General features: G+C 70.7%; 27 protein-coding genes and 3 pseudogenes. 11 read left to right on the top strand and 19 right to left on the bottom strand.

All coding sequences use genetic code 11. The features are described from left to right. Positions 1-4 precede the first annotated feature (4 nt). From ABFX45_RS05180 to ABFX45_RS05200, 5 genes are all read right to left on the bottom strand, one after another. On the bottom strand, positions 5-730 hold the full coding sequence (locus tag ABFX45_RS05180) for a hypothetical protein (RefSeq protein ID WP_346128009.1): 726 nt from the start codon (positions 728-730) through the stop codon (positions 5-7). A gap of 34 nt (positions 731-764) precedes the next feature. Then, the gene (locus tag ABFX45_RS05185) at positions 765-1,415 is read right to left on the bottom strand and encodes an RNA polymerase sigma factor (RefSeq protein WP_346128011.1); all 651 of its coding nucleotides are present in this window, start codon (positions 1,413-1,415) and stop codon (positions 765-767) included. A gap of 160 nt (positions 1,416-1,575) precedes the next feature. Next, the gene (locus tag ABFX45_RS05190; protein ID WP_346128013.1) at positions 1,576-2,742 is read right to left on the bottom strand and encodes a cation:proton antiporter; all 1,167 of its coding nucleotides are present in this window, start codon (positions 2,740-2,742) and stop codon (positions 1,576-1,578) included. 2 nt (positions 2,743-2,744) lie between these two features. Then, the gene (locus ABFX45_RS05195; protein ID WP_109636831.1) at positions 2,745-3,224 is read right to left on the bottom strand and encodes a cation:proton antiporter regulatory subunit; all 480 of its coding nucleotides are present in this window, start codon (positions 3,222-3,224) and stop codon (positions 2,745-2,747) included. An 82-nt stretch (positions 3,225-3,306) separates the two neighbouring features. Continuing rightward, the gene (locus ABFX45_RS05200) at positions 3,307-3,651 is read right to left on the bottom strand and encodes an STAS domain-containing protein (protein WP_109636832.1); all 345 of its coding nucleotides are present in this window, start codon (positions 3,649-3,651) and stop codon (positions 3,307-3,309) included. Positions 3,652-3,755: 104 nt separating this feature from the next. On the opposite strand from ABFX45_RS05200, the gene ABFX45_RS05205 reads away from it, so the two are divergent. Beyond that, positions 3,756-4,118 carry an antibiotic biosynthesis monooxygenase family protein gene (locus tag ABFX45_RS05205; protein WP_109636833.1) on the top strand — a complete coding sequence of 121 codons (363 nt, stop codon included), beginning with the start codon at positions 3,756-3,758 and terminating at the stop codon, positions 4,116-4,118. A gap of 116 nt (positions 4,119-4,234) precedes the next feature. Then, a pseudogene (locus tag ABFX45_RS05210) lies at positions 4,235-5,107 on the top strand (winged helix DNA-binding domain-containing protein); the annotation flags it as partial. Positions 5,108-5,244: 137 nt separating this feature from the next. Here the strand turns inward: ABFX45_RS05210 and ABFX45_RS05215 are convergent. Genes ABFX45_RS05215 through ABFX45_RS05225 form a run of 3 tightly spaced genes read right to left on the bottom strand, consistent with a single transcriptional unit; the run spans position 5,245 to position 6,255 of the window. Next, the gene (locus ABFX45_RS05215) at positions 5,245-5,529 is read right to left on the bottom strand and encodes a DUF202 domain-containing protein (protein ID WP_109636835.1); all 285 of its coding nucleotides are present in this window, start codon (positions 5,527-5,529) and stop codon (positions 5,245-5,247) included. Beyond that, a complete protein-coding gene (locus tag ABFX45_RS05220; RefSeq protein ID WP_109636836.1) occupies positions 5,526-5,870 on the bottom strand; it encodes a YidH family protein in 345 nt (114 codons plus the stop codon). Before ABFX45_RS05220 ends, ABFX45_RS05215 begins: the two co-directional genes overlap by 4 nt. Before the next feature lie 25 nt (positions 5,871-5,895). Beyond that, a complete protein-coding gene (locus ABFX45_RS05225) occupies positions 5,896-6,255 on the bottom strand; it encodes an ArsR/SmtB family transcription factor (RefSeq protein ID WP_346128017.1) in 360 nt (119 codons plus the stop codon). A 182-nt stretch (positions 6,256-6,437) separates the two neighbouring features. Here ABFX45_RS05225 and ABFX45_RS46325 point away from each other — a divergent pair. The 3 genes and pseudogenes from ABFX45_RS46325 to ABFX45_RS05230 form a co-directional block, all read left to right on the top strand. After that, positions 6,438-6,575: pseudogene (locus tag ABFX45_RS46325) on the top strand (CBS domain-containing protein); the annotation flags it as partial. Between the two features lie 112 nt (positions 6,576-6,687). Further along, a complete protein-coding gene (locus ABFX45_RS46330; RefSeq protein ID WP_428834081.1) occupies positions 6,688-7,107 on the top strand; it encodes a CBS domain-containing protein in 420 nt (139 codons plus the stop codon). Next, positions 7,037-7,387, top strand: a complete 351-nt coding sequence (locus ABFX45_RS05230; protein WP_346128019.1) for a hypothetical protein — start codon at positions 7,037-7,039, stop codon at positions 7,385-7,387. The genes ABFX45_RS46330 and ABFX45_RS05230 overlap by 71 nt, the downstream gene beginning before the upstream one ends. Positions 7,388-7,427: 40 nt before the next feature. On the opposite strand, the gene ABFX45_RS05235 is transcribed toward ABFX45_RS05230, so the two are convergent. From ABFX45_RS05235 to ABFX45_RS05270, 8 genes are all read right to left on the bottom strand, one after another. Further along, entirely contained in the window at positions 7,428-9,665 is a 2,238-nt protein-coding gene (locus ABFX45_RS05235) for a heavy metal translocating P-type ATPase (protein WP_346128021.1), read from the bottom strand. Then, positions 9,646-10,572: a hypothetical protein gene (locus ABFX45_RS05240; protein WP_346128023.1), complete on the bottom strand. Its 927-nt coding sequence runs from the start codon at positions 10,570-10,572 to the stop codon at positions 9,646-9,648. Before ABFX45_RS05240 ends, ABFX45_RS05235 begins: the two co-directional genes overlap by 20 nt. A gap of 11 nt (positions 10,573-10,583) precedes the next feature. Next, positions 10,584-10,793 carry a heavy-metal-associated domain-containing protein gene (locus ABFX45_RS05245; RefSeq protein ID WP_109636842.1) on the bottom strand — a complete coding sequence of 70 codons (210 nt, stop codon included), beginning with the start codon at positions 10,791-10,793 and terminating at the stop codon, positions 10,584-10,586. A 33-nt stretch (positions 10,794-10,826) separates the two neighbouring features. Next, positions 10,827-11,108, bottom strand: a complete 282-nt coding sequence (locus ABFX45_RS05250) for a metal-sensitive transcriptional regulator (protein ID WP_109636843.1) — start codon at positions 11,106-11,108, stop codon at positions 10,827-10,829. A gap of 200 nt (positions 11,109-11,308) precedes the next feature. Continuing rightward, positions 11,309-12,241 carry a M56 family metallopeptidase gene (locus ABFX45_RS05255; RefSeq protein ID WP_346128026.1) on the bottom strand — a complete coding sequence of 311 codons (933 nt, stop codon included), beginning with the start codon at positions 12,239-12,241 and terminating at the stop codon, positions 11,309-11,311. After that, positions 12,238-12,600, bottom strand: a complete 363-nt coding sequence (locus ABFX45_RS05260; protein WP_346128028.1) for a BlaI/MecI/CopY family transcriptional regulator — start codon at positions 12,598-12,600, stop codon at positions 12,238-12,240. Before ABFX45_RS05260 ends, ABFX45_RS05255 begins: the two co-directional genes overlap by 4 nt. Positions 12,601-12,693: 93 nt before the next feature. Next, positions 12,694-13,290: a DUF305 domain-containing protein gene (locus ABFX45_RS05265; RefSeq protein ID WP_109636846.1), complete on the bottom strand. Its 597-nt coding sequence runs from the start codon at positions 13,288-13,290 to the stop codon at positions 12,694-12,696. Between the two features lie 58 nt (positions 13,291-13,348). Beyond that, positions 13,349-13,708: a hypothetical protein gene (locus ABFX45_RS05270; protein ID WP_346128030.1), complete on the bottom strand. Its 360-nt coding sequence runs from the start codon at positions 13,706-13,708 to the stop codon at positions 13,349-13,351. 125 nt (positions 13,709-13,833) lie between these two features. On the opposite strand from ABFX45_RS05270, the gene ABFX45_RS05275 reads away from it, so the two are divergent. Then, positions 13,834-14,325, top strand: a complete 492-nt coding sequence (locus ABFX45_RS05275) for a DUF4396 domain-containing protein (protein WP_109636848.1) — start codon at positions 13,834-13,836, stop codon at positions 14,323-14,325. Positions 14,326-14,498: 173 nt separating this feature from the next. On the opposite strand, the gene ABFX45_RS05280 is transcribed toward ABFX45_RS05275, so the two are convergent. Then, a complete protein-coding gene (locus ABFX45_RS05280; protein WP_109636849.1) occupies positions 14,499-15,776 on the bottom strand; it encodes a YncE family protein in 1,278 nt (425 codons plus the stop codon). A gap of 159 nt (positions 15,777-15,935) precedes the next feature. On the opposite strand from ABFX45_RS05280, the gene ABFX45_RS05285 reads away from it, so the two are divergent. The 4 genes from ABFX45_RS05285 (at position 15,936) to ABFX45_RS05300 (ending at position 20,779) form a co-directional block, all read left to right on the top strand. Continuing rightward, positions 15,936-16,580: a TetR/AcrR family transcriptional regulator gene (locus ABFX45_RS05285; protein ID WP_346128033.1), complete on the top strand. Its 645-nt coding sequence runs from the start codon at positions 15,936-15,938 to the stop codon at positions 16,578-16,580. Next, positions 16,581-17,240 (top strand): uridine kinase family protein, encoded by a 660-nt coding sequence (locus ABFX45_RS05290; protein ID WP_346128035.1) that lies wholly within the window; start codon positions 16,581-16,583, stop codon positions 17,238-17,240. Between the two features lie 90 nt (positions 17,241-17,330). After that, a complete protein-coding gene (locus ABFX45_RS05295) occupies positions 17,331-20,108 on the top strand; it encodes an AIR synthase-related protein (RefSeq protein ID WP_346128037.1) in 2,778 nt (925 codons plus the stop codon). After that, complete coding sequence (locus ABFX45_RS05300; RefSeq protein ID WP_109636852.1) at positions 20,105-20,779, top strand: phosphoribosylformylglycinamidine synthase subunit PurQ; 675 nt, start codon at positions 20,105-20,107, stop codon at positions 20,777-20,779. The genes ABFX45_RS05295 and ABFX45_RS05300 overlap by 4 nt, the downstream gene beginning before the upstream one ends. Positions 20,780-20,800: 21 nt before the next feature. Here the strand turns inward: ABFX45_RS05300 and ABFX45_RS05305 are convergent, their stop codons facing one another. Further along, positions 20,801-21,796, bottom strand: coding sequence for an MEDS domain-containing protein (locus ABFX45_RS05305; RefSeq protein ID WP_346128040.1), 996 nt, complete (start codon positions 21,794-21,796; stop codon positions 20,801-20,803). Beyond that, positions 21,793-22,164, bottom strand: coding sequence for an STAS domain-containing protein (locus tag ABFX45_RS05310; protein WP_346128042.1), 372 nt, complete (start codon positions 22,162-22,164; stop codon positions 21,793-21,795). Before ABFX45_RS05310 ends, ABFX45_RS05305 begins: the two co-directional genes overlap by 4 nt. 426 nt (positions 22,165-22,590) lie before the next feature. Here ABFX45_RS05310 and ABFX45_RS05315 point away from each other — a divergent pair. Next, a pseudogene (locus ABFX45_RS05315) lies at positions 22,591-22,862 on the top strand (IS5/IS1182 family transposase); the annotation flags it as partial.

The following is a 22,862-nucleotide window of genomic DNA, read 5'->3' on the forward strand; positions in this document are numbered from 1 at the left end:
CGCGTCAGCGGTTCGAACGGGAGGGCTTGCCGGGCGCCTGGTCGGACTTGCCGGGCGCGTCAGGCTTGCCGGGTGTGTCAGGCTTGCCGGGTGTGTCAGGCTTGCCGGGCGCGTCGGGCTTGCCGGACTTGTCGCCGAGCAGGTCGGCGCAGAAGGCGGGCACCTTGTCGGGGCCGCCCGCGGCCGTGATCAACGCGCTGAAGGCCGGGTTCTCGTGCGCCTTGCCGTGTTCTGCCCCGGCGCCGGCGGTGTAGGCCTGGCACAACCCGTGGAGGGACGGCGAAGGCGACGCGCTGTTGTCCGGCTTCTTGTCCGGGGCCTTCGACTTCTCGGTGGTCGTGACGGACGTCGTGGCGACGACGTCGGTGTCGGCGGCGGGCGCGGGTTCCTCGCGCTGCTGGCCGGGCAGCGTGCCGGCCGCCGCCGCCAGCGCGATGCCGCCGGCGGCGGCCGCCGCGACAGCGGCGATCTTCACCGTCACCAGGTTCGCGAGTGCGATCTTGAGCATCCGGGGTCTCCGTCGCTGAGGGGCGGGGGCGAGACGAGCGTCGCGGAACGCCGCCATGGCAGCGTGCTCACCGGTCAGCTCGCGGTCGCGGGCCGGGGCGGCCGCGGCCGCGAGCAGGTCGCCCAGGCGGTCGTGCCCGGTGACCTGCGCGTGGCCGGGTGCGTCGCGCAGCAGTCGCTCCGCGGTGCGCCGGCCGATGCGGCGTGAACGGTGGGTGCTCATCTCGTTTCCTTCAGCGTCAGGACTCGATTTTTTGTCACTCCGGTGGTGTTGGCCCTGGTGGGGAGCTTGCGTCGAGCTGGGCGGCCAGGGTGCGCAGGCCGCGGTGCGCCGCGGTCCGCACCGCGCCGGGACGCTTGCCGAGCACCTTGGCGGCGGCCTTCGCGTCCAGGCCGACGACGACCCGCAACAGCACGGCCTCTGCCTGGTCCCTGGGCAGCCCGGCGATCAGTGCGAGCGCGGCGTCGGTGCCCACGGAGTCCACCGCGGCCTGGGCGGTGTCCTCCGATCCCGCGGGTTCGGCCACGTCCTCGACGGTCCCGTGCACGACCGGCCGCCGCTGCTGACGGCGCAGATGGTCCAGCGCGCGGTTGCGGGCGATGGTGGTCGCCCAGCCGCGGAACCCGTCGACGTCGCCGCGAAACGATCTCAGGTCCCGCGCGATCTGCAGCCAGGCGTCGGACGCCACGTCCTCGGCATCCGTTCCCACCAGCACCTGGAGGTACCGCAACAGCTTCGGTTGCACGTCCCGGTAGAGGCTGCGGAAGGCGTTCTCGTCCCCGCCGCGCGCCGCGGCCAGGACGTCCTCCGCCGTGTCCGCAGTGGACTTCCTGGCGCTCGAGCGGCGCGATGACCACGCGACACCGGAGATCTCACCGCTGTCGCCGAACCCCGCCGCACTCTGCACGCGCGGCATCCTGGACGAAGGTTCGTCCAGTTGCCAAGTCCTTGCCAACTAGCCGGATGTGTACTAACGACGCCGTCGATCCGTCCGCAGTGGACGCAAGTACCGCCGGTGACCGGTCTCAGTGCCACGAGCGTGGGCACCGGCGGTACCTGCGTCCAGGTCAGGGCTGCCGCGGCCGCTCGACGCGCGGACGGCGCACCCAGTCGCTGGACCAGCGGGTGACCAGCGGCCCGATCGTGGCCAGCAACAGGACGTAGGCCGTCACCACGGGACCGATCTGGTGCCCGGCGGCGCCGGCCAGGCTCATGATCACGATGGAGAACTCGCCGCGCGCGATCAGCGCGGTTCCCGCGCGGAGGCGTCCGCGTGGGGCGATGCCGTCCCGGCGGGCCGCGTACCAGCCGGTGGCGACCTTGGTGAGGATGCCGGTCAGGGCGAGGGCGAACGCGGCGGGCAGCGCCGGGAGCAGGTCGGACGGGCTGACGGCGAAGCCGATGGCGAGGAAGAACGCGGCGGCGAAGAGGTCGCGCAACGGTGCCAGCACCGCGCGGGCTCGTTCGGCCGTGGTCCCGGTGAGGGTGAGGCCGACGAGGAACGCTCCGACCGCGGCGGAGACGGAGACCAGTTCCGCGAGTGCCGCCACGACGAGGGTGGTCCCGAGCACGCGCAGCATGAGCTGCTCGTCGTCGGGATGGGCGAGCCAGCGGTTGACGTGGTGGCCCCAGCGGTGCGAGGCGGTGAACGCCGCCGCGACACTGGCCGTCGCGACGATCACGCCGATGATCGCCTGCCACCAGGTGCCGCCGGAGGCGAGCACGACGAGCACCGGCAGGTAGACCGCCATGGCGAAGTCCTCCATGACGAGGATCGACAGCACGGCAGGTGTCTCGCGGTTGCCGAGCCTGCGCAGGTCACTCAGCAGCCGCGAGATGATGCCGGAGGACGAGATCCAGGTGGCGCCCGCGAGTGCCAGGACACCGGGCCAGCTCAGCCCCAGCAGCCACCCGGCGATCGCACCGGGCGTGGCGTTGAGGACGAGGTCGAGCACGGTCGACGGGACGTGGCGGCGCAGGCTGTGCGTGAGCTCGGTGGTGTTGAACTCCAGGCCGAGGGTGAGCAGGAGCAGCACCACGCCGATGGAGGCGCCGATCTCGACGAAGTCGCCCGCGGCGGGCACCGGTGCGATGCCGCCGTTGCCGAGCGCCAGGCCGGCCAGCAGGTAGAGCGGGATGGGGGAGACCGACCACCGCCGGGCTGCGGCGCCCAGCACGCTGAGCCCGACGAGGATGACGCCGAGCTCGAGCAGCAGCGCGAGCGATGTGTGCACGGTCAGCTTTCGATGATCGCGCGCACGCCGCTGATGCCCTCGTGCGTGCCGATCACGACGAGCACGTCGCCCTGCCTCAGCACCTCGTCCGGTGTCGGCGAGGCGATCACGTTGTCGCCGCGCACGATCGCGACGATCGACGCTCCGGTGCGGGTGCGGGCCCGCGTGTGGCCGAGCGGTTTGCCCCGGTGCACCGACTCGGCGGGCACGACGACCTGACCGGCGCTGAGGCCGGGAACCTCCTTCGTGAGATCGGCGAACCGTTCGGCGATGCGCGGAGCACCCAGGATCTCGGCCATCGTGTCCGCCTCCGCGCTGGTGAGCCGGAACACCTGCCGGGCCTCGTCCGGATCGTCCGCGGAGTAGCGGCCGATCTCGAAGGTGCCCTCGCGGCGGGCGACGATGGCGATGTGGTCGCCGTCCGCGTTGGTGAACTCGTAGCGCAGGCCCACACCGGGCAGCAGAACCTCGTTCACGTCCATCAGATCATGATGGCCCCGTTCTCAGCTGAACGCCGTGAGCCGGCGGTCGAGGTTCCGGCGATGCCGTCGGTGCCGAACCGGCTCAGCGGGCCGCCAGTGCGTCCGGCACGGTGGCGTACAGCTCGATCATCTCGTTCAACGTGGTCGCCCGCAGCGCCCGCAGCACGTTGCCCGCCGGCGCCACGACCTTCAGCCGGGTGCCCTGTTCCTCACCGCGCGTGTGGTAGTCCACCAGCACGGAGAGCCCGGACGAGGCGAGGAAGGACACGCGGGACATGTCCAGCACGACGGTCCCGCCCTTCGCCTCGGCGAACACCCCGGCCAGGCGCTCGTGCAGGAGCGGCGCGGTGTAGGAGTCGACCTCGCCGGTGACCCGCAGGATCACCGCGTCGTCCCGCCGCTCTGCCTCCATCTCCAGTGGTGCCACGCTGCCTCCCGTAGATCGCGTCCAGCCTCGCAGGCCACGTGCCCGTTGTCGATCTTTGCAGAAAGCGTTGGATCGCCGGACACGTCCCGCCTTACGGTGGCGCCGTGAGCGACGACTCTCAAGTGCCCGTCGAGGCCTTCGACCCTCCTTACTACGTGGCTGTCTTCACCACGGTGCGAACCCAGGGGCAGAGCGGCTACCGCGAGACCAACGCGCGGATGGAGGAGCTGGTGCGGGAGATCCCCGGTTTCCTGGGGATCGACCACGCGCAGACCCCTGGCGGGCTGGGCATCACGGTCGGCTACTTCCGCGACGCCGACGCCCTCACACAGTGGCGCACGAACGCGGAGCACCAAACGGCGCAGAAGCGCGGACGGGCCGAGTGGTACGAGAGGTACACGCTGCACGTGGCCAAGGTCGAGCGGAGCCACGGTTTCGTGCGCGGAGCCCAGCAGGCTGATCGATGACCGCGGCAGCGGCACGGTTGAGCCCCCGCGTGCTCAACCGCGCCCTGCTGTCCCGGCAGTACCTGCTGCGAAGGCACGACCTGCCCGAGCGCGACGGGGTCGAGCACCTGGTGGGCATGCACTCCCAGATACCGGTGGGGCCGTACGTCGCGCTGTGGTCGCGGCTCGGCAACTACCGGCCCGAACCACTGTCCACAATGGTCAGCGAACGCGAGCTGGTGCGCACCGCGCTGATGCGGTCGACGATCCACCTCGTGACGGCGGAGGACTGCCTGACGCTGCGTCCACTCGTGCAGCCGGTGCTCGACCGCGACCTCCACCAGAACTCGGCCCACAGCGCGGCCGTCCGCGGCCTCGACCTCGACGCGGTGGTCGAACGCGGGCTCGCACTGCTCGACGAGCGGCCGCGCACGCCGAGCGAACTGGGCAAGGCGCTGCACGAGCACTGGCCGGACCGGAAGCCCGAGACGCTCGCCTACGCCGTGCGCAACCTGGCCGCGCTGGTGCAGATCCCGCCGCGCGGCACGTGGAACGGCACCGGCCGCGCCGTGCACGCGTCCGCGCGAACGTGGCTCGGCAGGCCGATCGACCCGGCGCCGTCGATGGAGCGGCTGATCCTGCGCTACCTGGCGGCGTTCGGGCCCGCGAGCGTGCAGGACGTGCAGGCGTGGTGCGGGCTGACGAGGCTCGGCGAGGTCGTCGACCGGATGCGGCCACAGCTGCGCGCCTACCTCGACGAGAACGGGAAGGAGCTGTTCGACGTCCCGGAGGCCGAGCTGCCCGATCCGGGCGTGCCCGCGCCGCCGAGATATCTGCCCGAGTACGACAACGTGTTCCTCTCGCACGCCAGGCGGGACCGGATCATACCGGAGGGCTTGTCGTTCGCCGAGTGGTGCCGCAAGCACGGGCTGCTGATGACCGTGCGGGGTGGTGTGCTGCGCGGCAATCTCCTGATCGGCGGACTGCTCCAGGGAATCTGGCGGGTGGACAAGGCGAAGCGCGCCTACACGCTCGTCGCCGGACCGTTCACCGATGTGTCCGAAAGGACCGTGAAGTGCTGGAGGAGGAAGGCCTCGCCCTGTTGGGGTTCGCGTTCCCGGAGGGGGAGTCGTTCGACGTTCAGGTGCTACCCGTGCAGAACGAGCGGTAGCGCGGACACGCAGGCGATGGTGACGAGTACGGCCACCAGCAGCAGGATGCGCGGCCCCGTCGTGCTCAGGTGCCGGTGGCGGCCGAGCAGGACCAGCGTCACCGCGACGGCGGCCGTGCACACCGCGGGCACGGTCGCGAGTCCCCAGCCGCGCCGTGCAGCGACGTGCAGCAGCAGCAAGGAACACGCGGCGGACGCGAGCGCGGTGCGGTTCCACGCCAGGTTCGTGCGCTCGGGTTGCAGCCCTCGGTCGTGCTTCATCCGGTGATCACCAGGACCGCGGCGAGCAGGGCCATCAGCAGCACCCCGACCGCGAGCACGACCACCATCCGGCTGTGCGGCAACGGGGTCCCGGCCCGCATCGCCCGCTGCACGCGGCGCCAGCGCGGGAAACTCGTGGCCGCGACGACCGCGGCGAGAGCGGTGCACGCCAGCGCCAGCACTGTCGTGGCGCCCGGCACGGCGAACGGGGGCACGAGCTGGCGGACCGCGACACCGGCGGCCAGCAGGCCGAGCGCGGTGCGGATCCAGGCGAGGAACGTGCGTTCGTTGGCGAGGGTGAAGCGGTAGTCGGGTTCGGTGTCCGGTGGTTCGGCCGCCATCAGTCCTCCTCGTCCTCGCCGGGAGTCAGCCGCGTCGTCGCGGCGGCTGGGCCTGCCCTGCAGGCGTGCGGAGGTCCTCGAGCAGCTCCATCTGACCGGAGATCACACCGGTGAGGATGAGCCGGGCGACCGCGAGCAGCTCGGCGACGTGCGGGCTCGTCAGGGAGTAGTGGGCGTTGGAGCCCTCTTTGCGGGTGGTGACCAGTCCGGCGCGGCGGAGCACGGCGAGGTGCTGCGAGAGGTTCGCGGCCTCGATGCCGATGTCGGCCAGCATCTCGGCGGCCGAGTGTTCGCGTTCGCTGAGCAGCTCGAGCACGCGGATGCGCGCCGGATGGCCGAGCGTTTTGAAGAACTCCGCTTTCACCTGGTACAGGGGCCTGCTCAACGGAGCCACGTCCCGCGGATCGTCGTCATGGTGGTGATCCTTCCTGGTCGGCCGCCGGGGCGGCGAGTCGGGAGGCGTTCCTACCTGGTTGAGCAGTTGCCAACCTTGGTAAGTCCGCAAGCCGGTCGCCGCGCGGGAAGTGTGGGAGGCCGAGCACGGGTGAGCTGACCGCGGCTCGGGTGATGTGCCGGCGCGTTGTCACGGCAGCACCGGAGACGTTGTTCAAGGATCTCGTCGGGATGGTGCTCGCGTGTGACGTGAGCGTGGTCCCGGTGATCGACCCGGCCGGCCGCCCGCAGGGCGTGGTGTCCGAGACCGATCTGACGGCCAAGCTGGAGTTCCGCGGCGGCACCGACGCCCAAGCCGGTGCTGGCGGGTTCGGCGGTGCGGTCGCGGTGGCAGCGCGCCGGAGGGATCCGGGCCGCGGAGCTCATGGTGTCGCCGGCCATCACCATCGCGGAACCGGAACCGTTGTGCTCGGCCTTGCGCGTGCTGACCGCCGCACGCGTCGATGCGGCGTGTGTGGTCAACGGCCACGGCACCTTGGTCGGCGTGCTTGCGCGCAGAGATGCGCTGCGGGTGTACCTGCGTGACGACTCGGTGATCCGGAGCGAGGTCGAACGAGCGCTGTTCGGTCAGCTCCCGCATGCGGCGGGGTTCGGCGTGCACCGGCTGCTCCGCCGACAGCGATGCCACCCACTTCGACGTCTGGCACCGGGTGTGCCCCTCGGCGCGCGGAACCAACGGCCGCGCGTAGTAGGTTTTGCCACATGGAGGCCAGGTGAACAGGTTGACGGTGTGCCGCGGATGCTGTTGCGGCACGGAGAAGAAGCACCCGGACGTCGACCATGAGAGCCAGCTCACCCGGCTTCGCGCGGCGGTCGGCGCGCACCGGGTTCTGGTCGCCGACTGCCTGGACTCCTGCGACTTCTCGAACGTCGTGGTGGTGCGGCCGGACACCGGCGCGAGGCAGGCGGGCGCACGGCCGGTGTGGCTCGGCGGCGTGTTGTCGGACGAGGTGGTCGACGGCATCGTCGGCTGGATCGCCGACGGCGGGCCGGGCCGGGCGCCGGTGTCGGATGTGCTGGCGCCCAACGTGATCGCTCGTCCAGCCGGCCAGCACGCGAGCTGAAGGGGACGGCCGGGCGGGCCGTCCCCTCAACTCTCGCCTGCTAGGCGGTCCGGCTGCGGAAGCCGCGCAACCGCAGGCTGTTCGTCACCACGAACACCGACGAGAACGCCATCGCCGCGCCCGCGATCATCGGGTTGAGCAGGCCGAGCGCGGCCAGCGGCAGTGCGGCGACGTTGTAGGCGAACGCCCAGAACAGGTTGCCCTTGATCGTGGCGAGCGTGCGCCGCGACAGCCTGATCGCGTCGACGGCGGCCCGCAGGTCACCGCGCACCAGTGTGAGGTCGCCCGCCTCGATCGCGACGTCCGTGCCGGTGCCCATCGCGAGACCCAGGTCGGCCTGGGCGAGCGCGGCGGCGTCGTTCACACCGTCGCCGACCATCGCCACGACGCGGCCCTCGTCCTGCAGCCGCTTGACGACGTCGACCTTGTCCGCGGGCAGCACCTCGGCGATGACCTCGTCGATGCCGACCTCGGCCGCCACCGCGCGGGCCGCTACCTCGTTGTCGCCCGTCAGCAGCACCGGGCGCAGCCCGAGGCCGCGCAGGCCCTCGATCGCTTCCTTCGACGTGGGCTTCACCGTGTCCGCGACGACCAGCACGCCGCGCGCCTTGCCGTCCCACGCGACCAGCACCGCCGTGCGGCCCTGCTGCTCGGCCTCCTTCTTCGCCGTGGCCAGCTCCTCGTCGAGGTGCACGCTCCAGTCGCTGAGCAGGCGTTCCCGTCCCGCCACCACCGCGCGGCCTTCGACGACGCCCTGCACGCCGAGTCCCTCCACGTTCTGGAAGTCCTCGACCGCGGGCAGGTCGTCGCCCGCTCCGGCGACGATCGCCCTGGCGATCGGGTGCTCGGAGGCGTGTTCGAGCGCCGCGGCCAGCCGCAGCACCTCGGCACGCTCCTCGCCCTCCGCCGGGTGGACGGCGATGAGGCTCATCCGGCCGGTCGTGACGGTTCCGGTCTTGTCGAGCACGACCGTGTCGACGCGCCGGGTCGACTCCAGCACCTCGGGCCCCTTGATCAGGATGCCGAGCTGGGCGCCGCGTCCGGTGCCCACAAGCAGCGCGGTCGGCGTGGCCAGGCCCAGCGCGCACGGGCAGGCGATGATCAGCACCGCGACCGCCGCGGTGAACGCCGCACCCGCGCCGCCGCCCGTGCCGAGCCAGAAGCCCAGCGTGCCGATGGCGAGAGCGATGACGATCGGCACGAAGACCGCCGAGACCCGGTCGGCGAGGCGCTGCACCTCGGCCTTGCCGTTCTGCGCCTCCTCGACCAGCCGGGCCATCTGCGCCAGCTGCGTGTCCGAGCCGATCCGCGTGGCCCGCACGACGAGACGACCGCCCGCGTTGACCGTCGCGCCGACGACCGAGTCGCCAGGACGCACCTCGACCGGCACCGACTCGCCGGTCAGCATGCTCGCGTCGACCGCGGAGCTGCCCTCCTCGACGACGCCGTCGGTGGCGATCTTCTCGCCCGGCCGCACGACGAACCGGTCACCGGTCTTGAGCTCGTCGGTCGGGATGCGGACCTCGCGGCCGTCCCGCAGCACGGCGACGTCCTTGGCGCCGAGTTCGAGCAGTGCCTTGAGCGCGGCTCCCGCGCGGCGCTTGGACCGTGCCTCGAAGTAGCGGCCGGCCAGGATGAACGTCGTGACGCCCGCCGCGACCTCGAGGTAGATGTTGCCGGTCCCGGCCATCCGCTCGATGGTGAACGAGAACCCGTGCGTCATGCCGGGAGTGCCCGCGGTGCCCAGGAACAGCGCGTAGAGCGACCACAGGAACGCCGCGCCGACGCCGATGGAGATCAGCGTGTCCATCGTGGCGGCGCCGTGCCGGAGGTTGGTCCACGCAGCCTTGTGGAACGGCCACGCGCCCCACACCACGACGGGTCCGGCCAGCGCGAGCGACAACCACTGCCAGTAGGTGAACTGCAGCGCCGGGATCATCGCCAGCGCGATCACCGGCACCGACAGCACCGCGGACGTGACCAGCCGCTGCCGCAACGACCGCGTCGGATCCTCTTCGGCGACGGTGTCCCCGGTGACCGGGGGAGCGGGCAGTTCGGCGGTGTAGCCGGTGTCCTCCACGACCTTCACCAGGTCGGCGGGGGAGAGGTCGCCGGGGAAGTCGATGCGAGCCTTCTCCGTCGCGTAGTTCACCGAGGCGGTGACGCCTTCGAGCTTGTTGAGCTTGCGTTCGATGCGCGCGGCACAGGAGGCGCAGGTCATGCCGCCGATCGACAGTTCGATCTGGCTGGTTCGCGGATCAACCGCCGTGTCCGGCATGGCCGTCCTCCTCCTTGGTGGGAGCCGGGGTGACGGCGGGGGCGGCCGACGCGCCGGCGCCGAGGGTGAACTCGGCCGTGCGGACCTTCCCGCCGTGCTGGAAGTCGAAGAACAACCGGTAGCGCCCGTCGGTCGGCACCTCCACGGAGAACTTCACCTCGGGACCGCTGCCGGGCCCCTCCTGCGGGTGGACGTGCAGGTAGGCCAGGTCGGCCGCGCGCAGGGCGACGAGGTGCCCGTTCGCGCCAAGGTAGGGCTGCAGGTCGGTGACGGGCGCGCCGTTCCTGGTGACGGTGGCCGTCACCGTGGACTCGGTGCCCGCCTTGAGGTCGCCGCCCAGCGTGACGGTGTAGCCGTCCACAGTGGACGAACGAGTGTCCGTCGAGTACTGCTGCGGCTCGTACGCGCCGGGGACCTGGACGTCCGCGCCGAGCGTGGACTTGGCGCCACCCTGTGGCTTGAAGTCTGCGAACACCCGGTAGCTGCCCGCGGCCGGCAGCGTGAGCGGGGTGCTCCACGTGCCGTCGGCGGCCATCTCGGGATGCAGGTGCTGGTAACCCGAACCGTCCCGGCGCACCAGCACGAGGTGCAGCTTCTTCTCGTGCTCCACGTCGAACGCGGTGACCGGCTTGCCGTCCGGGCCGCTGATGTGGAACTGGAGAGTGGGCGTGCTCGCGGCGAGCTGGAGCGTGTAACCGTTCTGGGACACCGAAAGTCCCGGCGGCAACGCGGGTGGCTCCCCGGCGGGCTTTTCGGGGCTGGGCTTCTCGCTGTGGTTCATGCCGTCGGCACCGCTCGGCGTTTCCGCTCCGCCGAACGGGCCGGCGGCGGCACCGGCAGCCCAGGCCCCGCCGAACACGACCACCAGTGCGAGTGCGTAGGCGGAAACCTTGTAGCCGGTCTTCATGCTCTGCTCCCTCAGCTCGCGACGAGCTCGTAGCCGGCCTCGGTCACGGCGGCGCGGACAGCTTCCTCGCTGACCGGCGCGTCGCTCGTGACGGTGACCTTGCCGGTGGGCAGGTCGACGTCGACCTGTCGCACGCCGCTGATCTGGCCGACCTCCTCTGTGACGGAGCTGACGCAGTGCCCGCAGGTCATGCCCTTGACGGTGTAGGTGGACTCAGCCATTCCGGTTTCTCTCTGTGCGTCTGGGGCGGACGGTCAGGAGCGGACCAGGCGGGCGATGGCGTTGCTGGCTTCGGCGATCTTCTCGTCCGCAGCCGTTCCGCCGTCGGTGATGGCCTGGCTCACACAGTGCTTGAGGTGCTCGTCGAGCAGTCCGAGTGAGACGGCCTGCAACGCCCTCGTGGCCGCGGAGATCTGGGTGAGGACGTCGATGCAGTATTCGTCGTTCTCGATCATCCGCTGCAGTCCGCGGACCTGGCCTTCGATTCGCTTGAGGCGGCGCAGGTGGGCGTCCTTGTTGTCGGTGTAGCCGTGCACGTCTCGCTCCTGTCGATCGGTCCACCGCGCGGCCGGTCGGGGGACCGGGGGAACGGTGTGCGCTTGCCTCTTTTATACCCCAGGGGGGTAGGGGTGTGGCAAGTACCCCCTGGGGGTAAGGCGTGCGGACGTTGCCACTAACGGCAGTAGCAGGTCGTGTCAGGAGCTCGAGGAGGGCGGCTACCGCGCCGGCCGGATCGTCACGCAGCCGGGCAGGAGACCAGCATCAGCGTCGCCAGGGCGGCCAGCGCGGTCACGGCGGGGAGCACGAGGGCCGTGACACCCGCCAGCCCGCACGAGGCGAGCCTGCGGGCAGATCCGGGTACGTGCCGCGGCAGCTTCGCGAGCCGGCTCTGCACGGAGTCGCCGCCGATGGCGAGCGCGGTGCCGGGAGCGCCGTGCCCGGCCACGCCGGTGAGCGCTGCCCTGACCGCGTCGGCACCGTGCTTGCGCACGGCGGTCGCGTCCGCGGCGAGCTCGACGAGCTCTCGCAGGGCCGCTGCCGTGCGCCGGAACAGCGGCAGGAACGGCAGTGTGGCACCGACGAGGTCGCCGAACGCCACGAGGAGGTGGTGGCGGCCGTTCAGGTGGGCCTGCTCGTGGGTGAGCACCGCCTGCACCTGCTCGGGGCTCAGGTGGCGGTGGAGTCCTTCTGTCGCCACGACCACACCGGGCCGGCCGGCCAGGCTGAACGCCAGCGGGCTGTCGTGGTCGAGCCACACCGTCACGTGCGCGCCCTCTTCGCGCCGGCCCGCCACGCGCAGCACGTCCAGTTGCTCGCGACGGGCCTGGGCGCGCTGACGGCCGCCGCGGACACCGGCCACGGCCAGGCGGGCCAGCAGGCCTGCGAGCAGCACGAAGCCGACCGCCCCGCTGACCGCCTCGACAGCAGGGGCAGAGCCGTGCGCCACGGACTGCCAGCAGTGGTGCAGCGTGGCCACGACCGACGGGCCGAGCCCGTGGTCGGGCAGCACCAGCAGCAGCATCGCACCGGCTGCGGTGACGACGACGGCGACGACGGAGACCAGCCACGCGACGAGCGCCACCGCCGGGTCGGCGATCCGGAGCAGGTAGCGCGGGGCGAGCCAGCCCACGACCACGCAGCCGAGCAGAAGAGACAGCGCGACGGTCATCGTTTCGACGGCCTCCCGCGCAACGCCTTCCGCAGAACCTCCGACTCCTCCTCGGACGCGGAGCGAGCGAAGTGCAGCAGCGCGCCCCGCGGATCACCGGAGGCGGCCAGCACCTCGCGCACCGCGTTCGCCGCGGCCTCCGCCCTGCTGAGGGTGGGCTGGTACCGGTAGGCCTTGCCGTCGAGCTCGCGGGACACCCAGTCCTTGCGGTGCAGGTTGTCGAGCACCGTCAGCACGGTCGTGTAGGCGAGGGGCTTGCCCGTGTCGAGGCGTTCGAGCACCTGACGCACCCGCAGCGGCTCGGTGGCGTGCCACAGCACGTCCATGACGGCCGCTTCCAACTCGCCCAGCCCGCGCATCGCCCATCCCTCCGGTCGGCCAAGGTTACGTGACGCGGAACTCCTCCCGAGCCGCGCCGGGGCGGGTGCCGCACCCGCCCCGGCGCACACCGATCAGGCCGCGCCGAGCAGCCCGCGCATCTCGGTGATCTCCTTCTGCTGGGCGTCGATGATCTCCTGGGCCAGCTTCTTGGCGTCGCCGTTGCCGCCCTTCTCGAGCTCGGTCCTCGCCATCGCGACCGCGCCCTCGTGGTGCTTGATCATCATCTCGAGCCACATCTTGTCGAACGCGGGGCCCTTGGCCTGTTCGAGCATCTTCATGTCCTCGGCGCTCATCATGCCCTGCATCGAGCCGTGCCCGGAGCCGTGCTCCATGCCCGGCGTCGACGTGGTGGCACCCCACGCCTCGAGCCACTCGTTCATCTTCGTGATCTCGGGATCCTGCGCGGCCTCGACCCGCTTGGCGAGATCGAGCACCTTCGGGTTCTGGCTGCGCGTGGGCACGAGCTTCGCCATGTCGAGCGCCTGCTGGTGGTGCGGCACCATGCCCTGCGCGAACGTCACGTCGTCGGCGTTGTGGCCGGCGGCCTGACCGCTCGAAGCGGGCGCGGGCGCGGTGGAGCCGTGGTTCATCCCGGTCATGTCGTTGCTGCCGCAGCCCGCGACGAGTGCGGCCGCCGCGACGGCGAGCGTCACCAAGGTCTTCTTCATGTGGAGAGACTTCTTCCTTTGTGGAGGTCAGGTGATTTCTGCCGGTGGACCGGGCGGATCACAACCTCAGCACGCACACCGCACTCAGCAGGGCTCTGCCGCCGGCGGGCGGGGGACGACCCGGTGCCCGCGGCCACGCCGGCGTCGTCAGGACGCGCTGCGCGGCAAGGGGCACCACTCGGGTGAGCAACCAGGCGAGGAGCACGAACACCACGGCGGACAGGACCGCGAGGCACATGTTCAGCATGTCGTGCGGCTGCGACGGGCTCTCGGGTTCGTGTTCTCCGTGCGCGTCGGCCGGCATCGACACGTGGGTTGCCGGCATCGCGCCGCTCATCGCGACGTGATGCATCCCCACGACGCCGACGAACAGAACGCACACCAACAACCACCGCGTGACCTTCGCGCCGTGGCTCATGCAACTACCGTACCTAGTAGATGCCATCGACGTGTCCTACGGGTCCGACACCGGGGCCGGTTCAGACCGGACTTGATACGGGTACCCCCTAGGGGTATGGTTCGGCGCGAGCTGAAGGAGGAGACATGAACCACGGCGCCGCACCCGCGAGCCTGACCAAGCTGGCCGTCTCGGCCACCCTGCACTGCCTCACCGGCTGTGCGATCGGTGAGGTGCTCGGCATGGTCATCGGCACCGCGCTCGGCTGGTCGAACCTCGCCACGATCCTGCTGGCGATCGCGCTGGCGTTCCTGTTCGGCTACTCGCTGACCATCCGCCCGGTGCTCAAGTCGGGCCTGCCGCTGAAGGCGGCGATCGGCGTGGCGCTCGCCGCGGACACCGTCTCGATCGCCGTGATGGAGATCGTCGACAACGCCGTCATGCTGCTGGTGCCCGGTGCGATGGAGGCGGGTGTCGCCAGCTGGTTGTTCTGGGTGAGCCTCGCGTTCGCGCTGGCCGTCGCCTTCGTGGTGACCGTGCCCGTCAACCGGTGGCTGATCTCGCGCGGCAAGGGGCACGCGGTGGTGCACCAGTACCACGGCGGCCACGCGCACGAAGGTCACCACGACCACCACTGATGGTGATCCGGTCAGGACGGTGTGCACAATTCACCGCGCCGCACCAGTCGTGTGTGGACGGTGTCCGCAAGTCCTTGGGCGGTAAGGCGTTCGATCTGGCGGTCGCGTACGGCCTCACAACAGCATCTGGCCGGGATGTGCGCGCACATCCCGGCCAGATGGACAGGCGATGATCAGCGGGTCGATCCGGTCCAGTTCGCGTCGATGCGGGCGATGCGAACCCGCTGCGGGTGGTCGCCGACCGGCACGGAGACGAGCTTCTGCCCGGTGGCGAAGTCGATCGCGGTGACCTGGTCGGAGCCGCTCTCCGAGATCACGCACGCGCGGCCGTCACCGCTGACGGTGGCCCAGTAGGGCTTGGAGGCCGTGACGAGCGGGCCCTGCTCGAGGGTGCCGCGGTCGACGACCGTGGCGTAGTCGTCCATGGTTCCGGCGACGCAGAGCTTGCTGCCGTCGGGGTTCATGGACAGGCCGTGGTGGCGTGAGTCGTTGACGAAGGTGGTGCGGTCGTCGCTGGTGTTCGGGTTCTTCGGCAGGGTCTTCACCCTGGTGATCTGGTCGGTGGCGACGTCGTACTCGATGAAGCCGTTGAAGAACGACACCTGGAAGTACAGCTTCGAGTAGTCCGGGCTGAACATCGCGGGCCGCACCGAGTTCGACAGGTCCTTGCGGCCGAAGGCGTCCAGCCTGGCGCGCATGTCGATCGTCCTGACGATCTGGTAGGTGTTCGCGTCGACGACGGTGATGTGCCGGTCGCCCTTGAGGAAGTCCTGCCACGGCGCGTCGAAGTTGTTGTTGACCTCGCCGATCGACATGTTCCAGAGGTACCTGCCGCCGTTGGTGAAGACGTTCTCGTGCGGCTTGTCACCGGTCTTGAACGAGCCGAGCTGCCGGCCGGTGTTGATGTCCAGCACGTGCACGGTGTTGGACGTCGACGCCGAGACCGCGACCTTGGTGCCGTCGGGGGAGACGGCCATGTGGTCGGAGCGGAAGCCGGACACCGGGAAGCGCCACTTGATCTGCCCGGTGGCGAGGTCGAGGGAGACGACGTCGGCGAAGCTGGGGCGGGAGACGACCATGGCCGTGCCGTCGGGGGTCGCGTACATGTCGTCGACGAACTGGTCGTGTCCCTCGCCAGGGCCCTGCCGGATGCCGAGGAAGAACGCGAGCTTGATCGGGTTCAGGTAGATCTCGGTCAGTCGCTGGGTCTTGTCGGGGATGACGTTGAGGCGGCCGATCCTGGCGAAGTCGCCGGTGGACTTGATGACATCGGCGGTGCCGTCCCAGTTGTTGCCGACGAACATCACCTCGCGCAGCGGCGCCGCGGAGGCCGCCGGGGCGGTGACGCAGGCGGCGAGCACGGCCGCCGCGAAGACGGCGTGAGTCAGGCGGCGGCGCGAGAGAGCGCTCCCAGCAGGGGTTTTCCGGGCACGGTCGGTCCTAGCGTTCATCGCTTCTCCGTTGAAGTGGGCCCCGCTCAGGAAGGGCACGCCGCAGGGAAATCTGAACTTGGTCAAGTTCAGATCGTGGCTACTGGATAGTAGGCTCGACGTGACGCCCGCCACAAGACCGAGTGGAGGAAACTGCTGCGGATCATCGGTGGAGGAACAGTGGCAGGCAGGATCACCCCGGCGGAGGGTCGCTACGGGGGCAAGGACGCGGCCGAGCGCCGTGACGAGCGGCGCAGGAGGTTCCGGGAAGCGGGGCTGGAGCTGTTCGGCACCGGGACGGGCTACCGGGGCACCAGGCTCGGTGACCTGTGCAAGGCCGCGGGACTGTCGAGCCGCCAGTTCTACGAGGAGTACCGCACCCTGGAAGACCTGCTGGCCGACCTGCACCTGCACGTCAACGACGTGGCGGCGAGGGCCGTCGCCGAGGCGCTGCCCCGCATCACGCACCTGCCCATGGCGGAAATGCTGCCGCTGGCCGTGCACGCCTACGTGAAGGGTGCCTGCGCGGATCTGCGTCACGCCCGCATCGCCTACGTCGAGGTCGTCGGAGTCAGCCCCCGGATGGACCGCCAGCGCCTCGAACGCCGGGCCGTCTGGGTCGAGCTGATCAACCGGCTCGCCGCCGACGCCGTCACGCGCGGCGAGATTCCGCCCGGCAACTACCGCATCACCGCCGCGGCCATCATCGGTGCGATCAACGGGCTCATGCACGACTGGGTCGTGGGCTGGGTCGACGCGACGCTGGACGAGGTCGCGGACGAGCTGGCCCAGATGGTGCTCGGCAGATACCGGATGGCCGGCTGAATGCGCCTGCACCGGGGTGAGGCAGAGGCGCCGGGGTGGCGGGTCGAGCGGCTGTCCGAGGTCGTGCGGAGACTGCGGGCGGCGGCACCCGGCGCCGGACGTCCGCAGGTGATCGCGATCGACGGGCGCGGCGGCGCCGGGAAGTCCACCCTCGCCGAGCGGCTGCGCGCGATGGTGCCCGCGTCCGGAGTCGTGCACACCGACGACATCGCCTGGCACCACGCGTACTTCGACTGGGCGGACCTCCTGGCCGAGCACGTCCTGCGGCCGCTGCACCGCGGCGAGGCGGTGGAGTTCCGGCCGCGGGCCTGGATCGAGCGCGACCGGCCCGGCGCGATCCGCGTCCCGGCCGGGTTGGACGTGGTGTGGGTCGAGGGCACCGGGATCATCCGCGAGGCCCTCGCGCCGTGGCTCGACGCCTCGGTCTGGATCCAGGGCGACCTGGACGAGCAGAACCGCCGGCTGGTGGCCCGCGACGGCGACTCCGCCGCCCAGCGGGAGCACGTCGCCGCGTGGCTGGCCGAGGAACTGCCGTTCATGCTCCGCGAACAGCCGTGGCACCGCGCGACGATCGTGGTGGCGGGCACGTCAGGACTGCGCCACGACCCCGAGGCCGAGATCGTCATCTCCGATCGTCATAATCACTTCAGTGTTGACTGAATTAGATCCCTGGCGGAGGCGGTTTCACGAGCTGAGGGGCCATTGAGGACAATGTCTCTCGACGCCCCCGTCCCAGCTCCAGGAGGATTGTTGATCCACAAGTTCTCGGTTCGCTCCGCGGGCGTCGCGGAGCCCGACATCCGTGAGCTAGGCCGATCGTGGGAGCTCGACGACCTCGAGGTGTGGCGCGACTACTACGTCGAGTTCGAGGGCGACCCCGAACCGGCGGCGCTGACCGACGTGGCCGCGGTGCTCGGTGACCAGCTCGACGTCGAGGTCACCGTGGACCAGCCGCTGGAGCAGGGCGACGTGCAGGTCGCCTACAAGCGCGGCGTGGTCGACAACGAGAGCGACTCGATCATCACCGTGTGCGGGCTGCTCGGTGTCAAGGCGCGTGCGGGCAAGGTCGCCACCACCTACCGGTCGTCGTCGCCGCGGCTGCGCGACCTGGTCGCCTCGACCCGGTTCAACGCGACGATCGAAGAGCTGCACGACGAGGAACCGCACTATGACACCCTCGTGCCGCAGGGCCACTACGAGCCGACCGTGCACTACGACCTGCGCGGGCTCGACGACGAGGCGCTCGCCGAGCTGGGGGTGGCCGGCGGCCGCAACCTCTCGCTCGCCCAGATGAAGCACGTGCGGCACATCCAGGAGACGCTCGGCGACGAGTACGTCACCGAGGTCCTGCTGGAGGCCCTGGACGCTCGGTGGAGCGACCACTGCGCCCACACCACGTGGAAGTCGCTGGGCGGCCTGCTCGGCAGGCTCATCAACGCCGCCAAGGACGTCGCGAATCCGAACGTGCTCAGCATGTTCCACGACAACGCGGGTGTCTGGGACTTCTACGACGGTCACGCCATCGCGATCAAGGCGGAGACGCACAACGGCCCGTCGGCGATCTCCGGCTACTTCGGCCAGCTGACCAAGCTCGGCGGCGTGCTGCGCGACATCCTCGGCACCGGCCTCAGCGCCGACCCGATCGGCAGCTTCGAGTACACGGCGATCGGCGAGCCCGAGGCGCCGGCGCCGATCAAGGGCAGGCCGGACGCGCGCAGGCTCGCCGGGGAGACGATCCGGGCGATCAAGGAGTACGGCAACACGTTCGGCGTGCCGATGATGTCGTCGCGCATGACGTTCCACCCGTCGTACCGCGCCAAGCCGTTCGCGCTCGGCGGGAGCATCGGGCTGCTGCCGGTCTCGGCGGCGCAGCGCGGCACGCCGCGGCCGGGTGACTTCGTCGTGCTGATCGGCGGTCTGACCGGCAACGAGGGCATCCACGGCGCGTCCGCCAGCTCGGCGGGCGCCACGATGGACACGACCGCGGTGCAGATCGGCGCGCCGCTGGAGCAGGTCAAGTTCCGCAAGGCGCTGATCGAGCTGCGCGAAGAGGGCTGCATGAGCGCGCTGACCGACGTCGGTGGCGCGGGCCTGAACAGCGCTGTCGGCGAGATCGGCGAGGCGTGCGGCGTGTGGATCAACACCGCGCTGGTGCCGCTGAAGACCGCGGCGCTGCCGATGTGGCGGATCCTGTTGTCGGAGTCGCAGGAACGCATGCTGCTCGCCGTGCCGCCGGAGCACCAGGAGCGGGCGAAGAAGATCCTCGACCGGCACATGGTCCGCTCGACGGTCATCGGCCGGTTCGCGGACACGGGTCGTTACCACGTGTTCCACGCCCCGGACCTGACCGAGGAAGCCCTGATCGCCTCCGCGCCGGACGCCGTGCCCGCGCACCAGGGCGAGACCGGCTTCGACGTCTCGTACGAGCTGCTGGACATCGAGGTCGAACGCCAGGAGGTGGGCCCGCCGCCACGCCCGTCCGGTCCGCCGCCCGCGTGGCCGTCGCTGGAGCCTGCCGAGCTCACCGGGCTGCTGGAGCAGGTCGTCTCCGACGCGGAGGTGGCGTCCCAGCACTACGCGGACTCGCAGTACGACTCCACGGTCCAGGGCAACACCTGGTACGGCCCGCACCACGGCACCGAACACCCGGTCCGCACGGCCTACTGGGCGGGTACCCCGGTCGCGGGTTCGCCTGCCGCCGCGGTGCTGAACACCGCGTTCAACCCGTGGATGTTCGACGCCGACCCGGTCGCCGCGACGCGCCAGATGTTCTGCTCGCTGCTCGCGGGCCAGGTGCTCGCCGGCGTCGAGGTGCACGACGTCTGCATGTGCGACAACTTCTACACCCCGCACCTGTCCGAGAACTGGCGCGAGTGGCTGGTCGGCATGGTCGACGAGCTGGCCGTGCTGGTCCGCCACTTCGGCGTGCCGCTGATCTCGGGCAAGGACTCGTCGGCCGGCTCGGTGCACACCGACGAGGGCCTGGTCAGCGTGCCGCCCGCGGTGTTCCTGACCGCGCTGGGCAAGGTGCCGCACCGTGACGGCCTGCTGCGCGAGCAGTGGACCGCGCCGGGCAACGCGCTGGTCCGCATCGGCCTGTCCACCTCGTCGCCGGTCGGCACCGTCGCCGGGCGCAAGCTCGGCCTGACGGACGGTGCGCTGGACGACCTGGCGCTGTCCGATGTGGACACCTACCTGGCCGCGCTGGCGGCGAGCAGGAACCTGTTGCGCAGCGGTGCCCGCATCGGCGCCGGTGGTGTCGCGGCGGCGCTCGCCCAGGGCGTGCTGGCGAGCGGGACCGGTGTGCGGCTGGAGTCCGCGACCGCCGAGTCGCTCTTCGCCGAGCACCGCGTCGGCGCGGTCGTCGAGGTGGCCCAGGACGACGTGGACCGCCTGCCCGCCGAGCTCAACCCGGTCGTGCTCGGCGTGCTCGCGCCCGGCTCCGGCATCCTGCTCGACGGCACTGACCTGTTCACCCCGGCCGCGCGTGACGGCTGGCTCAACTCGTTCACGGCGAGGATCGCATGAAGCCGACCGTCAACGTCCTGTACCTGCCCGGCACGAACTGCCAGGAGGAGACCATCTCGGCGTTCGCCGCGGTGGGCGCGACGCCGCGGCTGAGGTTCGCGGCCGACCTGCTGGCGGGCGACGAGCGGCTCGACGACGCCGACATCCTCTGCATCCCCGGCGGGTTCTCGTTCGGCGACCACCTCGGCGCGGGTGCCGTGGCGGGTGCGTTGCTGCGCAGCCACCTGGCCGACCAGTTCGAGGCGTGCCGCACGCGTCCGCTGATCGGCATCTGCAACGGCTTCCAGATCGCGGTGCGCGGTGGCTGCTTCGGCAAGGTGGGGCTGAAGGTGAACAGCTCCGGCACGTTCCGCAACGAGGAGAACCAGCGGCACGTCGTCGACGAGGAGAACGACAGCCCGTGGCTCACCGGGCTCGGCGGTCAGACCCTCGTCTTCCCGTGCGCGCACGGTGAGGGTCGTTTCCACCCGGACAGCACGGCTTCGGTGGCGGAGTACCGCGTGGCACTGCGCTACGAGAAGGACTCCAACCCCGACGGTTCGTTCGAGAACATCGCGGGCATCACGAGTCTGGACGGACTGTCGTTCGGGCTCATGGACCACCCGGAACGGGCCGTGGACCCCGAGGTGCGGCTCGCGTTCTTCGAGAACGGTGTGCGCGCGGTCCGCTGACCTGGTGTGACCCGGTCGCCGTCACCCACCGTCCAAGCCGCGGTGGGTGACGGCGTGGGGGAAGTACAGCCGCACCGTCGTGACGTCGCCGGTGGTCCTGGTGAGCACGACGTCGGCGAGTTGCCTGGTCATCCAGAGGCCGATGCCCGCGCCGTCCAGGCGGGGTGGCCGGTAACCGGCGTCGGGCGGGATGCGGCGGCCGCCGTGGTCGTCCACCTGGACCGCCAGGGTGGTGCCGTGGCGCCAGGCCCGGAGCCGCACGGGTGGCCGTCCGTGCTCGAGGCCGTTGGTGAGCACTTCGTTGACCGCGGTGGTGACCTGGAACGCCGCGGTGACGCTGAAGCCGTGACAGCCGGCCCAGGCGCGGACGGCGGCGCGGCTGGGACCGAGCTCGGCCGTAGCGTACAGCGTGATCTCGATGTCGAACCTGCGCGGCGCGGGCGGCATGGTCGCGTGGGTCTGGAATTCCAGATGCTCCCGGGCGCGGACGAACGTGCTGTTGCGCTGCCTGCCTTCGGCGGTCAGCTCGTGGGCGTGGACGCTGCGGACGCACTCGATGACCTCGGCGGAGTGGTGGCGGCTGTCCCAGATGCACGTCACCGGGCAGCCGAAGCCGGCGCAGACGTCGTTGCAGATCGCCTCGTACGCCAGGTAGGCGGTGGCGCGGTCGACCGGGAGGTCCAGGTCCGCGGTGAAGTCCGGCTCGGCGATCACGTGCACGCTGCGGCCCTCCGCGTGCTCCTGTTCGAGGTGGCGGCGGAACCCCTCGTAGACGAACCCGAGGCGTTGGTAGAACGCGCCGGGATCTCCCCAGCCCAGCTTGCCGGCGGCGGAACCGAGGCGGTCGCGCACGATGCGCTCGGTGCGCCGGCTGACCACGAGCAGCGCGGGCTCACCGGAGCGGATGTGGTGGCGCAGGACGGGAACGAGCAGCCGGTCGAGGGCGTCATCGGAGTCGGCGACCAGCACGGCGTGCTCGAAGTGCTCGCGGGTGGATCGGCCGGAGAACGTGGTCACGACGGCGCCTCTCGGTCCCCTGTCGGGTCCGGCTCGCGCCGGTCGGATCGGTCGAGCACGAGGCCGGGGAGTTCGGTCACTCCGCACAGTCGCGCGGTGTGGCGCACCGCGGCCGAGCACAGCACCTGCACGATGGTGTCCGAGGTGCGGGCCGCGGCGGCGATCCTTCTCAGCACGTGCACTCCCGCCGCGCTGAAGAAGGTCACCGCGCGGAGGTCCACGACGACGACCGTGCCGCCGAGAGCTCCGCAGACCCGGTCCGCGATCGCGCCGGCGTTGGCCGCGTCGATCTCGCCCGTCACCGCGATCCGGTCGTCCGCCCGGGTCAGCTCACAGTCGGCGAGGCGCTCTGACTGTCCGTCCCGCATGGGCACCACCCGCATCAGCAGAAGCGGACCACATTCTGGTGCGCGGCGGGGGGAGTGCAGCAGTGGCCGTCACCTTGGCGGCGGCGGGCCGATCTGGTGGCGCGACCCTGTCGGCAGGTAGGACAGGTACACGTCAACGTCACCCGTGGCCGTACTTGCCCGGGTAGTCAGGAACCGGCGGGTACTTCCAATCCCAGCCTTTCCAGGCGTCGTACTCGCGGAACTTCCCAGGTACACGTCGAGTTCGCATCGCAACAGGAGTGAGGTGATCTCAACAGCGGAGATTCCAGCACTGAAGGCCTGAGGATGTTCGGGGGAACGCTCGTGCAGGCGCTCTGACGTGCCGCGGGGCCTGGGAGTAGAAGGACGGGGAGCTCCTGATAGGACTGGATTTGCGAAGATCAAATCCCAGTCAGAAAGCTCCCCGTGATCGCCTATCGTGCCACACTCGATGTACCCCGCGAACTCGCCCAGTACCTGGGCCGGCTGCTCCACGCCGAACGCCGCGACCGCGGCACCCGCAAGGGCACCAGGGCGCTGACCTGCTACTGGCACGCGGTATTCGCCCTGCGCTGGTTCCGGCAGCACGCCGACATCACCGCGCTGGCACGTGATCACGGCATCTCCCGCGCCACCGGCTACCGCTACCTCGACGAGGTCATCACCGTGCTCGCCGAGCGCGCACCGGACCTGCACGA

Origin of the sequence: Lentzea roselyniae (assembly GCF_039537795.1) — a bacterium.
Classification (GTDB): Bacteria; Actinomycetota; Actinomycetes; order Mycobacteriales; family Pseudonocardiaceae; genus Lentzea; species Lentzea atacamensis.